Source organism: Nocardiopsis sp. NPDC058789, assembly GCF_042745575.1.
Lineage (GTDB): Bacteria > Actinomycetota > Actinomycetes > Streptosporangiales > Streptosporangiaceae > Nocardiopsis > Nocardiopsis eucommiae.
The window spans coordinates 14114-28560 of record NZ_JBHYOW010000004.1; the positions used below are offsets into that span (position 1 = coordinate 14114).

10 protein-coding genes are annotated in these 14447 nt (G+C 71.7%); 8 read left to right on the forward strand and 2 right to left on the reverse strand.

Features of this window, described 5'->3' with window-relative positions; translation table 11 throughout:
* Nucleotides 1–416: 416 nt before the first annotated feature.
* From ACFW3L_RS06215 to ACFW3L_RS06225, 3 genes are read left to right on the forward strand one after another with little or no spacing between them, the layout of a single operon-like run.
* Nucleotides 417–1664 carry an extracellular solute-binding protein gene (locus tag ACFW3L_RS06215; RefSeq protein WP_378736993.1) on the forward strand — a complete coding sequence of 416 codons (1248 nt, stop codon included), beginning with the start codon at nt 417–419 and terminating at the stop codon, nt 1662–1664.
* Between the two features lie 2 nt (nt 1665–1666).
* On the forward strand, nt 1667–3283 hold the full coding sequence (locus ACFW3L_RS06220) for an ABC transporter permease subunit (protein ID WP_378736995.1): 1617 nt from the start codon (nt 1667–1669) through the stop codon (nt 3281–3283).
* Nucleotides 3280–4185: a sugar ABC transporter permease gene (locus ACFW3L_RS06225; RefSeq protein WP_378736997.1), complete on the forward strand. Its 906-nt coding sequence runs from the start codon at nt 3280–3282 to the stop codon at nt 4183–4185. Before ACFW3L_RS06220 ends, ACFW3L_RS06225 begins: the two co-directional genes overlap by 4 nt.
* A 98-nt stretch (nt 4186–4283) precedes the next feature.
* On the opposite strand, the gene lepA is transcribed toward ACFW3L_RS06225, so the two are convergent.
* The gene (gene lepA / locus ACFW3L_RS06230) at nt 4284–6125 is read right to left on the reverse strand and encodes a translation elongation factor 4 (RefSeq protein WP_378736999.1); all 1842 of its coding nucleotides are present in this window, start codon (nt 6123–6125) and stop codon (nt 4284–4286) included.
* Between the two features lie 270 nt (nt 6126–6395).
* Between lepA and ACFW3L_RS06235 the strand changes: the two genes are divergently transcribed.
* From ACFW3L_RS06235 to holA, 5 genes are all read left to right on the forward strand, one after another.
* Nucleotides 6396–7385 (forward strand): hypothetical protein, encoded by a 990-nt coding sequence (locus tag ACFW3L_RS06235; protein ID WP_378737001.1) that lies wholly within the window; start codon nt 6396–6398, stop codon nt 7383–7385.
* A gap of 195 nt (nt 7386–7580) precedes the next feature.
* The gene (gene rpsT / locus ACFW3L_RS06240) at nt 7581–7850 is read left to right on the forward strand and encodes a 30S ribosomal protein S20 (protein WP_378737003.1); all 270 of its coding nucleotides are present in this window, start codon (nt 7581–7583) and stop codon (nt 7848–7850) included.
* Between the two features lie 368 nt (nt 7851–8218).
* Complete coding sequence (locus ACFW3L_RS06245) at nt 8219–9736, forward strand: helix-hairpin-helix domain-containing protein (RefSeq protein ID WP_378737005.1); 1518 nt, start codon at nt 8219–8221, stop codon at nt 9734–9736.
* Nucleotides 9737–9742: 6 nt separating this feature from the next.
* Entirely contained in the window at nt 9743–12085 is a 2343-nt protein-coding gene (locus tag ACFW3L_RS06250) for a ComEC/Rec2 family competence protein (protein WP_378737007.1), read from the forward strand.
* A gap of 62 nt (nt 12086–12147) precedes the next feature.
* Nucleotides 12148–13110, forward strand: a complete 963-nt coding sequence (gene holA / locus ACFW3L_RS06255) for a DNA polymerase III subunit delta (RefSeq protein ID WP_378737009.1) — start codon at nt 12148–12150, stop codon at nt 13108–13110.
* A gap of 84 nt (nt 13111–13194) precedes the next feature.
* Here holA and ACFW3L_RS06260 read toward each other — a convergent pair whose 3' ends face one another.
* Complete coding sequence (locus ACFW3L_RS06260; protein ID WP_378737011.1) at nt 13195–14403, reverse strand: amidohydrolase family protein; 1209 nt, start codon at nt 14401–14403, stop codon at nt 13195–13197.
* Nucleotides 14404–14447 lie beyond the last annotated feature (44 nt).

Genomic DNA, 14447 nt, shown 5'->3' on the forward strand with positions numbered 1-14447 from the left:
GCCAGCAGCCCCATCACCAGGCCGCCGGGCAGCAGGGTGAGTCCGGTCGCGAGCGTGTCGTGGCCCCTCCCCTCCTTCGCGGAGCACTCCCCCCGCCCGCTCCCCGCCCGGCATCCGACCCCCCGCCCCGCCACCGCGGGTGGGGAGCGGAGACGATGGCCGAGGTCGAACGGCTGCCCCTGGGGCCGCGAAGGGTGACACCCCCACCCACGGCGAGCGCGAAGCGACTCTCCGCACCCGGACACCCCTTCCGTTTCCGGGGTGTTTCCACATCTTTATCCAGGGCGTCTGCAAAGCCTTTCAAAGCCTGCAAGTTATTGCTAACGTCACATCACCACGCACGCCCGCGACGGACCCGGTCGGCCGGTGAGCCGCGTGCACCCCACCTCCTCCAGTCCTCCCGAAAGGAAGACACCATGAGATCCCGCAGCGCTTCAGCGGTCGCCGGTATCGCCGCGATCGCCCTGACGGCGACCGCGTGCAGCGGCGACGGTTCCGAAGGGGGCGACGGCGGCGCCGCCGAGGGCACCCTGGTCATCTGGTCCGACCCCGAGCGCGCCGACGCCATCCAGAGCGCCGCCGCCGCGTTCGCGGAGGCCAACGGCATCGAGGTGGACGTCCAGGGGCTGACCTTCGACGACATCCAGGGCGACCTCCTCAACGCCCATCAGGCGGGCAACGCCCCCGACGTCTTCATCGGCGCCCACGACTGGACCGGCAACCTCGTCCGCAACGGTGCCGTCTCCCCGGTCGAGCTCACCGGCGACCAGGCGGGGGGCGTGGACGAGACCGCCGTCGAGGCGCTCACCTACGACGGGCAGCTCTTCGGCGTCCCGTACTCGCAGGAGAACATCTTCCTGATGCGCAACACGGCGCTGGCCCCCGACGCCCCCGAGACCTTCGAGGAGCTCGTCGAGATCGGCACCGAGCTCAAGGACGCGGGTGACACCAGCGAGGTCCTGGCCATGGCGGTCGGCCAGGAGGGCGAGCCCTTCCGGATGAACGCCCTGTTCACCTCGGCGGGCGGGTACCTGTTCGGGCAGGACGACACCGGCACCTGGGACCCCACCGACCTCGGTGTGGGCTCGGACGCGTCCGTCACGGCCATGGAGAAGATCGCCGAGTACGGCGAGGACGGCGAGGGCGTGCTCCGCCGCTCCATCGACGTCGAGAACGACGCCAACCTCTTCTACGAGGAGGAGGCGCCCTTCTTCGTCGCCGGACCGTGGAACGTCGGTGACGCCAACGAGGCGGGCGTCGACTTCGAGATCAGCCCCATCCCCGGCTTCGAGGGCGAGGCCCCGGCCAGCCCCTACATCGGCTACCACGCGTTCTTCGTCACCGAGGGCAGCGCCAACAGCGCCCTGGCCCAGGAGTTCGTGACCAACTACGTCACCTCCACCGACTTCATCCTCAGCCTCTACGAGGCCGACCCGCGCACCCCCGTGCAGAACGAGGCCCTGGAGTCCGTCTCCGCCGACGACGCCACCATCGCGGCGATCGCGGAGGCCGGCGCGGACGGCATGCCGATGCCGTCCATCCCGGAGATGGGTGAGACCTGGGACCCGCTGGGCCAGGCGCAGGCCCAGGCGATCGCGGGCGGGGACGTCCGCGAGGCCATGGAGGCCGCCCACGACACCATCGCCGAGCAGATCGGCCAGTAGAGGTGGCCGCTTCCAGCCGTGACGGAGCGGGCGCCCCCTCACCCGGGGCGCCCGCGCGTCCCCCGCTGCCCGGGGGACGGTTCGCCGCCAACGGGTCGCTCGCCGGCCAACTCGTCAGGATCGCCCTGCTCAGCGTCTTCACCGCCTTCGGCGTGTGGGCGGTCCTGCCGCTGTACGTGGCGGGCAACTGGTGGGGCATCGGCCTGGTCGCCGTGGTGGTCGGCCTGGTCTACTACGTCTACCTGTCCAAACGCGCGGTCCCGGCGAAGTACCTGGTCCCGGGCGTCGTGTTCCTCCTGGCCTTCCAGATCCTTCCGGTGCTCTACACGATGAGCACCTCGGTGACCAACCTCAGTGACGGCCACCGGGGCGACAAGGCCCAGGCCATCGCCGCCATCGAGGCCTTCTCGGTCACCCGGGACCCCGACTCGCCCGAGTACGTGCTCACCGTCGCCACCACCGGCGACCCCGGGACCGGAGAGCTCGCCTTCCTGCTCACCGACGGCGAGGGGCACGCGTACGTGGGCACCGCGGACGGTCTGAGCGACCTCTCCGGCGCCGACGTCGACCCGGCCGGGAAGGTCACCGACGCGTTCGGCTACACGATCCTCAGCCCCACCGAGGTGAACGCGCGCAGCGACGAGCTCCAGGAGTTCGCGGTCCCCACCGGCGACGGTGCGGGCATCCGCTCCAGCGGCCTGTCCAGCGCGTTCGAGGGCAGCGCCGTCCGGGTCTACGACCAGGGCTGCGACTGCGTGACCGACACCGAGACCGGCGAGGTCCACACCGCGGACGACGAACGCGGCGCCTTCTACAACGAGGACGGGCAGCGGCTGGCGCAGGGCTGGCAGGTGAACGTGGGCCTCGACAACTTCGCCCGCTTCCTGCTCAACCCGACCTTCGCCGGGTCGTTCTTCGGCATCCTGCTGTGGAACCTGGTGTTCGCGGCCTCCGTCACCGGTCTGGTGTTCGTGGTGGGCCTGGCGATCGCCCTGACCCTGCACGTGCCCAGGATGCGCGGCAGGGTGCTCTACCGGGTCCTGGTGATCCTGCCCTACGCCATGAGTTCGCTGGCCATGTTCCTGCTGTGGCGGGACATGTTCAACACCGACTTCGGTCTGTTCAACCGGATGCTGGGGCTCCAGATCGACTGGCTGGGCGACGTGTGGACCGCCAGGGCCGCCGTCGTCCTCGCCAACGTGTGGCTGGGCTACCCGTACATGTTCCTGGTGGCCACCGGGGCGTTGCAGGCCATCCCGCGTGAGCTGGGGCAGGCGGCGCAGATCGACGGCGCGGGTCCGTGGCAGGCCTTCCGACACGTCACCCTGCCGCTGCTCATGGTCGCCATGACCCCCATCCTCATCGCCACGTTCGCGTTCAACTTCAACAACTTCAACGCGGTGTGGCTGATCACCAGGGGCGGCCCGTTCTCGCCGGACAACCCGACGGCGGGCGGCACGGACCTGCTCATCACCTACACCTACCGGCTGGCGTTCAACGAGGCCACGGCCCAGTACGGGTACGCGGCGGCGCTGTCGGTGATGATCTTCCTCATCGTCTCCGTGATCTCCGTGGTCAGCCTGAGCCGGAGCAAGGCCCTCAAGGAGGTGGACCGATGACGGTCGGCGATCCCGAAACGGTGCGCGCGCCCCACACCCGGAGCGGCGCCGCCCGGTTCGCGCTGTGGGCCCGCCGCCTGGGGTGGCGGCACGCGGTCATGCTGGTGGTCGTGGCCTTCGCGATCTTCCCCGTGATGTTCGTGGTCTCGGCCGCGCTCAACCCCCTCGGCACCCTGAGCAGCGCCCAGCTGTGGCCGACCGGGGCGAGCCTGGACAACGCCCGGGACCTGTTCCGGAACACGCCGTTCACCACCTGGTACGCGAACTCGCTGTTCTTCGCGGCCACCAACGCGGCGGTGACGGTGCTGTTCTCGGCACTGGCGGCATACGCCTTCAGCCGGATGCGGTTCCGAGGGCGCAGGGTCGGCCTGGTCGGTCTGCTCGTCATCCAGATGTTCCCGCAGTTCCTGGCGATCGTGGCCATCTACCTGATGTTCTCCACCATCGGTGAGCTCTACCCGGCGGTCGGTTTCGACACCCGGTGGGGTCTCCTGCTGGTGTACCTGGGCGGTGCGCTGAGCATCAACACGTGGTTGATGAAGGGCTTCTTCGACACGGTGCCGAAGGAGCTCGACGAGTCGGCGCAGATCGACGGCGCGACCCACGCGCAGGTGTTCTTCCGGATCATGCTGCCGCTGGTGACCCCGGTGCTGGCGATCGTGGCGCTGCTGGTGTTCGTCTCCACCATCAACGAGTTCCTGATGGCGAGCGTGTTCCTGCGGGACTCCGACGCCAAGACGCTGGGTCTGGGGCTGTACCAACTGGTCGCCTCACAGCGCAACGCCAACTTCGGGATGTTCGCGGTGGGCGCGCTGATGCTGTCCCTGCCCACGCTGATCGTGTTCTGGTTCCTCCAGCGCTACATCAGCGACGGCCTGACCGCCGGGGCGGTCAAGGGGTAGGGCCCGCGCGGCACACGACGAGAGGGGCGCTCCCGGCGGGAGCGCCCCTCTCACTGTGCGGGCCGGTCCCGGTCGGCGGTGCGCCGACCGGGGCCGTCCTACTTCTTCTTCTTGTCCTCGGCACCACTGGTGTCGGTGGACAGCGCGGAGATGAAGGCCTCCTGGGGCACCTCGACCCGGCCGACCATCTTCATCCGCTTCTTGCCCTCCTTCTGCTTCTCCAGCAGCTTGCGCTTACGGCTGATGTCGCCGCCGTAGCACTTGGAGAGCACGTCCTTGCGGATGGCGCGGATGTTCTCACGGGCGATGACCCGGGCGCCGATGGCGGCCTGGACCGGGACCTCGAACTGCTGCCGGGGGATGAGCTCACGCAGCTTCTTGGTCATCTCCACGCCGTAGGCGTAGGACTTCTCCTTGTGGACGATCGCGGAGAACGCGTCGACCGGCTCGCCCTGGAGGAGGATGTCGACCTTGACGAGGTCGGCCTTCTGCTCACCGATGGGCTCGTAGTCGAGGGAGGCGTAGCCCTTGGTGCGGGACTTGAGCGCGTCGAAGAAGTCGAAGACGATCTCCGCCATGGGCAGCGTGTACCGCATCTCGACGCGGTCCTCGGACAGGTAGTCCATGCCCTGGAGCTCGCCGCGGCGGTCCTGGCACAGCTCCATGATCTGACCGATGTAGTCCGAGGGGCTCAGGACCGTGGCCTTGACCATCGGCTCGTAGATCCCGTCGATCTTGCCGGTGGGGAACTCGCTCGGGTTGGTCACCACGTGCTCGGCGCCGTCCTCCATGTCCACGCGGTAGATCACGTTGGGCGCGGTGGAGATGAGGTCGAGGTTGAACTCGCGCTCCAGCCGGGCCCGGGTGATCTCCAGGTGGAGCAGGCCCAGGAAGCCGCAGCGGAAGCCGAAGCCCAGGGCGGCGGAGGTTTCCGGCTCGAAGGCCAGGGCGGCGTCGTTGAGCTGGAGCTTGTCCAGGGCGTCCCGCAGCACCGGGTAGTCGGTGCCCTCGATCGGGTACAGCCCCGAGAACACCATGGGCTTGGGTTCCTGGTAGCCGCCGAGCATCTCGGTGGCGGGCTTGGACAGGGAGGTGATGGTGTCACCCACCTTGGACTGGCGCACGTCCTTCACGCCGGTGATGATGTAGCCGACCTCGCCCACGCCCAGGCCCTGGCTCTTGGTGGGCTCGGGCGAGCTGACACCGATCTCCAGGATCTCGTGGGAGGCCTTGGTGGACATCATCTGGATGCGCTCGCGCGGGCTGAGGTGGCCGTCCACGACCCGCACGTAGGTGACCACGCCGCGGTAGGTGTCGTAGACCGAGTCGAAGATCATCGCGCGGGCCGGGGCGTCGGCCCGGCCGACGGGCGGCGGGATCTGGTTGACGATCTCGTTGAGCAGGTCCTCGACGCCCTCACCGGTCTTCGCGCTGACCTTGAGCACGTCGGAGGCCTCACAGCCGATGATTCCGGCGAGCTCCTCGGCGTACTTCTCGGGCTGCGCGGCGGGGAGGTCGATCTTGTTCAGGACCGGGATGATGGTGAGGTCGTTGTCCAGCGCCATGTAGAGGTTGGCGAGGGTCTGGGCCTCGATGCCCTGCGCGGCGTCGACCAGCAGGATCGCGCCCTCACAGGCGGCCAGGGAGCGCGACACCTCGTAGGTGAAGTCCACGTGGCCGGGGGTGTCGATGAGGTCGAGGGTGTACGTGCGGTCGTCCAGCGCGGTGAACGGGATGCGCACGGCCTGCGACTTGATCGTGATGCCGCGCTCGCGCTCGATGTCCATGCGGTCCAGGTACTGGGCCCGCATCTGACGGTCCTCGACGACGCCGGTGATCTGGAGCATCCGGTCGGCCAGCGTCGACTTGCCATGGTCGATGTGCGCGATGATGCAGAAGTTGCGGATCAGCGCGGGATCGGTCCAGTTCGGCTGTGCCACCGTGCTCCGTTCACAGGGTTGGGTGTGGGTCGTCGTGCGCCTGGGGTGGCGCCGCCCCGCCGGGCTCGTGGATGGCAGGGACCATCCGGCCACGGCATCGTCCATCATCCCACGGCGCCGAGACCGTCCTCACCGGAGTCGGCCGGGGAGGATACGGCAGTATGGGCGCGAGCGCGGGACCTGGGTCCAGATTATGCGACCTGGGACCGGAAACGGGCGATGCGGCTGCCCAGGGGACCAGGGCGCCGGACGAGAGCGGGTGGCGTACGGGTGAAGTGGCTTCTGAAGCGGTTGCTGGCGGGTGTGGCGGCGGTCCTGGTCGTGCTGGTGGGCGCCGGTGCGCTGCTGGCCTACCAGTACTCGGGGTCACCCGAGGAGTGGGCCGCCTCGCAGGGCGCCGACGCCGCGTGGGTGGGCTCGTGGGAGGACACCGGTGCGTTGGAGGCGCTGCTGGACACCGGTGCGGTGAGCACGCTGTACGTGTACGCGGGCGAGGTGGACGCGGACGGCGCCGTGGAGCGGGTGCCGGACACCGGGGCGCTGCTGTCGTGGCTGGAGGCGCACCACCCCGACGTGGAGGCGCTGGCCTGGCTGCGGCACGTGGAGTCGGGCTCCTCGCTCATCCGGGACCGGTTCGACGCCCCGGCCAGGGAGGCCCTGGCTCCGGCCGTCGCCGAGGTCGGCGCGGACGGGTTCGACGGGGTGCACCTGGAGATCCGCCCGGTGACGGTGAACGACCCGTCCCTGCCCACCCTCATGGAGATGGTGCGCGAGGAGCTGGACGAGGACGCGCTGTTGTCCGTGCGGGCCCACCACGTGGAGCTGGCTCCGGGAGGCAGGGTTCCGTCCTTCGTCGCGGGCGGCGAGGAGAAGTACTGGTCCAAGGGGTACCTGGACCGGGTGACCGAGCACGCGGACGAGGTCGTGCTCCCCGGGGTGGGCGCGGACATGCCCACGGCGGGGTTGTACGGCGGGTTCATGGTGCGGCAGGTGACCGAGGCGGTGACGGCGCTGCGCACTCGCGAGGACGTCACCGTGAGGTTCGGGGTGCCCGCCTACGAGAGCGAGCAGTGGGGGCCGCTCACTGAGAACGAGACCGCGCTGACGGCCCTCGCCGCCGTCCGGCTGGGGATGTCCCGGGCGGAGGAGGTCCCCGAGGGCATGACCCTGGGTGTGTCCCTGTACCTGGTGGACGAGGCCGACGAAGGCGACCTGACCGCGTACCGTAACGCCTGGCTGTCCCCGGTGGGTGAGCCGTGACGGTTCCGAGTGGTCCACCCGGTACGGCATACTGAGAAGTCCGTGTCTCGGACTTCCACGTTCGAATTTGAGCCCTGTGGACTCACACACACCCTGCGTCGGCGCCCACGCAGGCCTCTCATGGAACGGCTGCCCATGGGATGAGCCGCCTGTTCGACCGACGCGAAGATCACAGTAACTGGAGCACGTTTTCGCATGGCGAACATCAAGTCGCAGAAGAAGCGCATTCGGCAGAACGAGAAGGCTCGTGTCCGCAACCAGGCGGTGCGCTCTTCCCTGAAGACGGCCGTTCGGAAGTTCCGCGAAGCTGCCGAGGCCGGGAACGTCGAGCAGGCCGTCATCGCGCAGCGCGAGGCCGCTCGTACCCTGGACAAGGCCAGCAGCAAGGGCGTTATCCACAAGAACCAGGCCGCGAACCGCAAGAGCGCGATCGCCAAGCGCCTGCACGACCTTCAGTCCGCCTAGGGGCTCAAGGCACAAGGCTTCGCGAGGGCCCGGTCCACCAGGACCGGGCCCTTCGTCGTGCCCGGGCCCCGGGGCCCCTGATCGGTCACGGATTCCCGGTCGGCCCGTCCGAGGCTCCCCGGAGGTACCGGCGACACGGGCGCGGGCAGGGTCCTGAGGCCAGGTCGCTCAACCCCTCGGAGTTGTCCACAGGTCGCCCGTGTGCCTGGAGCCGGGGCCCGACTCCTGGTTTGCTCGATATCGGGGGAGCCTCCCGCTCCGCCCGCGTCCGCCTGCCCGGAAGCTGCCCCGAGCCTCGCCCCGCGGAGTTGTCCACAGGTGGAAACCAGCCGGTGACAGGGCGGTCCGGCGTCCCTAGCGTGGGTTGTATGACCGCTTCGCGCCGGTCACGGCGCACACCTCCCCTGTCGGCCCCCGAGGAACGGCTCCGTGCCCTCGGGCTGGACTCCTCCCCCGCCCTCCCGCCGCCACGCGACCACGCTCCACGCCCTGCTTCCGCACCGGCGGTGGTGCTCCCCCGGCCGCCCTACGCGGTGGACGGGTCCGATTCCCCCTACCTCCCTGAGGGCCGGGCCTCGGTGGGGAGCGGGCACTGGAGTTCTCCGTCCCCGCCCGGCCCCCTGTGGAACGGAACCGCGGGGCCGCCGGACGAGGCGGTGCTGCTGCCGGAGGACCCCCTCGACCCGGAGACGGCACCCACCGTCCGGATCACGCCGGACGCCCTGGCCGTACCCCCTGTCACGGAGGCCCCGGCTGCGCGTCGAGTCCCTCCGGATGCCGCCCCTCCGGATGCCGCCCCGGAGAACCACCGGAACGGCCCGTCCCCCTGGACCAGCGAGCTCACGGGACCGGGCGCCGTGTTCGCCACGGCCCTCGGAGAGGGTGTCCCGGAACAGCGGCACCGCGAGGGCCCCCGGGAGGAGCACTCCACGAGCTGGGATCCGGGAGGTGCACCGGAGCCCGGGGCCCACGCGTCCGGAGGGCGCTCCGGTGTGGTCACGCCCTCCGTCCCCGCCCCGTCGACCGCGCTCGCCCCCACCCCTGGCCCCGACGTCCCGAGTGCGCCTGAGGGGAGCCTCGGAGCGCCCGCGCCGTCCGGGTCGGCGGAGACCCCGGAGCCTCCGCCCGACGAAGACGCGGGCGGACGGCACCGGCGCGGTGCGGCGGCGGTTCGCCCCCCGTCCGGGTACACGGAGCTGACCCCGGAGGCGCCCGACTCGGTCCTGGACCGGGTGGCCGAGCGTTGGGGCGCCCGCTCGTCCCTGTCACGGCGCGCGGTGGTCGCCCTGCTGGTGCTCGGCCTGCTCGCCGTCGCGGGAGCCCTCCTGGTCGTGCGTGACCGCCCCGAGGAGGTGGTCGTGACCGAGCTGGCGAGCCAGGCCTCCCCGGCCGGACGGGACGGGACCGAGCAGCCCGGGTCCGGGGATGACGACGCCGGGAGTGGCGCCGCCGAGGAACCGGGCGCGGACGTGGTGGTGCACGTGGGAGGTGAGGTCGTCAGGCCCGGCCTGTACACCATGCCCGGCGGATCACGCGTGGCCGACGCGGTGGAGGAGGCGGGCGGTCCGCTGCCCGAGGCCGACCTGGACCTGGTCAACCTGGCCCGTCCGTTGACGGACGGGGAGCGCGTCCTGGTGGGGGTCCCCCAGCCGGACGGGGCGTCGGGTGAGGGCCCCGAGGGCGGCGGTCCCCTCGTCAACCTCAACCTCGCCGGGCAGTCGGAGCTGGAGACCCTTCCCGGGATCGGGCAGAAGAAGGCCCAGCAGATCCTGGCCCACCGGGAGTCGCTCGGCGGCACGTTCGGCTCCACCGAGGACCTGCTGGGCGTCGACGGCATCGCGGAGAAGACGTTCAGGAGTCTCGAACCCCACGTGACGGTGGGGTGAGGCGGGGTGGTCAGCTGGCTGGGCACCGACGCCCACGGGCTGGACCGGCCACCGGATCTCCGGCTGCTCCTGCCCGCCGTCGCCGCCTGGTCGGCGGCCCTCGGCGCGCTGGCCGCACCGCCGTGGTTGGCGTGGTCGTTCGCGGGGGTTCTGGGCGGCGCCGCGCTGGTGGCGCTCCTGGTGACGCATCCCGTGGCGGAGTCGTCGGCGTTGGCGTTGGTCGCCACACTGGCCTGCGGCGCGACGGTGGCGGCGGTGGCCGGGGTCCACGTCCACCGGACGGCCGTCAGTGCCGCCTCAGCCGCAGCGGAGCACGGTGGGGAGACGGCCTTCCGCGCGGTGGTCTCCACCGACCCCCGCGCCAGGGCGGGGCTGTCGCGTCCGGGCCGGGCCGCGTGGGTGGTGCCCGCACGCACCGCGTGGGTCCGGGTGGACGGCGTGGAGCGCGCGTCGCGGGCGCCGGTGGTGGTGCTGGCCTCCGGGGACGGGTGGTCGGACCTGCTGCCGGGCCAGTCCTTCGAGGCACGCGGTGCCTTCCTGGGCGCGGACGACGACCGGTTGACCGCCGCCCTGGTCCTCGTTCGGGGACCCCCGGAGCGGATCGGTGAACCCGGCGGCCTCCAGGAGTTCGCCGGTGGCGTCCGTTCCGGCCTGCGCGAGGCGTCGGCCGGGCTGTCCGCACCCGAGCGGGGCCTGCTTCCCGCACTGATCGTCGGTGACGTGTCGGCTCTGCCGGAGCGCACGGCCGAGGACTTCCGGGCCACCGGGATGACTCATCTGCTGACGGTGAGCGGCGCCAACCTCGCGATCCTCACGGGGTTCGTCCTCGGGGTGGCACGGTGGGCGCGTGCGCCCACCTGGTGCTCGGTGCTGGGCGGCGCCCTGATGATCTGGGTGTTCGTCCTGGTGTGCCGACCGGAGCCGAGTGTGGTGCGGGCGGCGTTCATGGGGTCGCTGGGACTGCTGGCGTTGGCCACCGGGCGCGCGCAGGCGGGCATGAGAGCCCTGTGCGTCACGGTGGTGGGGGTGCTGTTCGTGGCGCCCGGCCTGGCCGCGTCCTACGGGTTCGCGCTGTCGGTGCTGGCCACGGCGGGCATCCTGGTGCTCGTGCCCGGCTGGGCGCGGGCCTGGTCCTCGCGCTGGCCGCGCCCGGTGGCGGAGGCCCTCGCCGTCGCGGTGGCGGCCCAGGTGGCGGTCGCGCCGGTGCTGGTGCTGCTGTCCGGCGAGGTGTCCTGGGTGGCGGTCCCGGCCAACGTGCTGGCCGCGCCCGTGGTGGCGGTGGTGACCGTGGCGGGTTCGGTGCTGACCGCGCTGGCCTCCGTGTGGCCCGGGGCCGCCGCGTTCCTGGTGCCCCTGCCCGGTCTGGGGGTGTCCTGGATCGCCCTGGTGGCCGAGACCGGGGCCCGGGTTCCCTATGGCGCACTGCCCTGGCGGTCAGACGTGGTGGGCGGTCTGTTGTTGGCCGTGGTGCTGGTGGTGTTCCTGGTGACCCGGGGCCGGACCCGGCGCGTGCTCGCCGCCGTCGCGGTGACCGTGCTGGTCCTGGGGCTGGCCGCGCGGTGCGTGCCCGGTGGGTGGCCACCGGCGGGGTGGGCCGTGGTCGCCTGCGACGTGGGGCAGGGGGACGCCTTCGTCCTGGCCGTCGGACGGGGAGAGGCGGTGGTCTTCGACACCGGGGACGACCCGGACCTGGTGGACGGCTGCCTGCACCGGCTGGGGGTCCGGACGGTGCCGCTGCTGGTCCTCAGCCACGACCACGCCGACCACGTCGACGGAACGCCCGGCGTGCTGCGGCAGCGGAGGGTTCCGGCGGCGCTGGCACCTCCGGGGTTCGGTGAGGGGGAGGCGGGGCGGCTCCTGGCCGAGGAGGGAGTGGAGCTGAACGAGGCGGAACGGGGCCAGCGGTTCCGGGTGGGTCCGTGGCTGCTGCGGGTGCTCTGGCCGGAGGAGGGGTTCGTGGGATCGGTGAACGACACCTCCGTGGTGGTCCGCGCCGACGGCCCGCAGATGTCGGTGCTGCTCACCGGGGACATCGAGGTGGAGGCGCAGAGCGCGCTGCTACGCGAGCCGGAGCCGGAACTGCTCTCGGTGACGGTGCTGACCACCCCGCACCACGGCGCGAGCACCCAGGTCCCGGCCTTCCTCACCGCCACGGACCCGACGGTGGCGGTCACCTCGGCCGGTCGGGAGAACTCCTACGGCCACCCGACCCCGTTCACGGTGGGCGTGCTGGAGGAGGTGGCCCGGGTGCACGCCCGCACGGACCTCGACGGGGACGTGGCCGTCCTGGGCGGACCGGTACGCGTGGCCACCCGTGGCCCGGACCCGGGCACCGGGCCACAGGGGTGATCCGGGGCGGGGAACAGGTGATCGGGCACCGGTTGGTCGGTGGGGCGTGGCATCCTCGTTGTATGCCTGCACCCGCCCTCATCACGCTCATCGTCGGCGACGAGGAGCTCCTCGTCGACCGTGCCGTGGCCGCCGTCGTCGCCTCGGCCCGCGAGGAGGACCCCGAGGTGGACGTCCACGACCTCGTTCCCTCCCAGGTGGGACCGACCACCCTGGTGGAGGTCACGTCCCCCTCGCTCTTCGGTGACCGCCGGGTGGTGGTGCTCCGGTCCTCCCAGGACCTGGTCAAGGACCTCGCGGCGACCGTCACCGACTACCTGGGGTCGCCCGCCGACGACGTGTTCATGGTGCTCACCCATGCGGGCGGCGCCAAGGGCAAGGCGTTGCTCCAGGCGGCGGTGAAGGCCGGGGCCCGGCGGGTGGACTGCAAGGGACCCACCAAGGGGCCCGAGCGGGTGGCCTTCGTCAAGGGCGAGTTCTCCTCGGCAGGTCGGCAGATCACCGGGGACGCCGCACAGGCCCTGGTGGACGCGGTCGGCACCGAGCTGCGCGAGATCGCCGCGGCCTGCACCCAGCTGATCGCGGACACCGAGGGCAGGGTGGACGCGGCGGCGGTGGCCCGGTACCACTCCGGCAGGGCGGAGGCCTCCGGGTTCACCGTCGCGGACCGCGCCGTGGAGGGGCGCCTGCCCGAGGCCCTGGAGCAGCTGCGCTGGTCGCTGGCGGTGGGCACCGCCCCGGTGCTCATCAACAGCGCCCTGGCCGGTGCCGTACGCGGGATCGCGGTGGCCGCCCAGCCTCCGCGCGGTGTGAACGAGGCGGAGCTGGCCAAGCGCGCCAAGGTGCCGCCGTGGAAGCTGCGCACCCTGCGCCAGCAGGCACGCGGGTGGAGCGCCGCCGGGGTGACCCGTGCGATGGCGGTGATCGCGGAGACCGACGCGCTGATCAAGGGCGCCGGACGCGATCCCGAGTACGCGCTGGAGCGCGCGGTGATCGAGATCGCCCGCGCCCGGGGCACCCGCTGAGCGGAGCGGCGCCGCACCGCCCGCCGGACTCCGACTCGGTTCCGGCTCGCGCCGCGTCCACGCGCCCGGGGGTCCGGACGGGGCTCAGTGGATGGTCCGGCCGCCCTGCCACACGCGCAGCGTGTGCAGGCCCATCGACCACGCGAAGGCACCCTCGTGGTCGGCGTCCCACTGCACCAGGTCGGCCAGCATGCCCGGGGCGATCATGCCCCGGTCGTTGAGGCCCAGGGCGTGCGCGCTGCCCGCCGTGGCGGCGTTGAGCGCCTCCTGGACGGTCATCTCGAACATCGACACCGCCAGGGAGATGACCAGCGGCATGGACGTGGTGCCGGACTGACCCGGGTTGTGGTCGGTGCCCAGGCCCACGGGGACACCGTGGTCGAGCAGGGCGCGCACCGGCGGGGTACGGCGCTCGTGCAGGGCGGTGGTGGGGCAGGCCACCACGGGTGTGCGGGTGGACGCCAGAGCGAGCAGGTCCTCGTCGTCGGCCTCGTGGACGAGGTCCACCGAGGAGCAGCCGAGTTCGGCGGCCATCCGGACGGCGCCGTGCCGTGGCCGCGAGCAGGCGTGCAGGGTGGTGCGCAGGCCCACCGACTGGCCCACGCCCAGGAGCATGTGGGCGTCCTCGGTGGTGAACTGCTGGTTGTCGCAGTAGACGTCCACGCCGTCGGCCCCGGCCATGGCGGCGTCGCTGAGCCAGGAGGCGGCGGTGGCCACGTACTCCTTGGGACGGCCGAAGAACTCCGGCGGGACCCCGTGCGCGGGGAAGAACGTGACGTGCAGCCGGGGCATCCCGGGTTCCTCCTCAAGGGAGCGCAGCAGGCGCACGTCCGCGAGCTCGCCGTCCCGGGTGAGGTGGTAGCCGGTCTTGGCCTCCACGGTGGTGCTGCCGGACAGCACCCAGTGCCGGAGCCGTTCCCGGACCGCGTTGCACAGCGTCCAGGGGTCGGTTCCCCGGGTGATGGTGACGGTCGTGGACACCCCGCCGCCCGCGGCGAAGATGTCCGCGCGGGTGGCGCCCTTGGCCCACATGTTGACCTCGGCGTAGCGGTCGCCCGCGTAGACGGGGTGGCAGTGGGCGTCGACCAGGCCGGGCGTGACGAGTCCGCCGCCGATGTTGACGACCTCGTCGACCTCGGTGAGGTCCTCCATCACTCCGGGGATGCGCTGGGGGAGCTCGGCCGCGTGACCGACCCAGGCGATCCGGTCGTCGTCCATCAGGATGGCGGCCTTGGTGAGCAGCTCGATCCCTGTCCACAGCCGACCGATGTTGGTGAGGAGTACTACCGTCATGGGGTGGTCCGCCCTCGCCGGTCAGATCCGCCGCGGGACGCGCG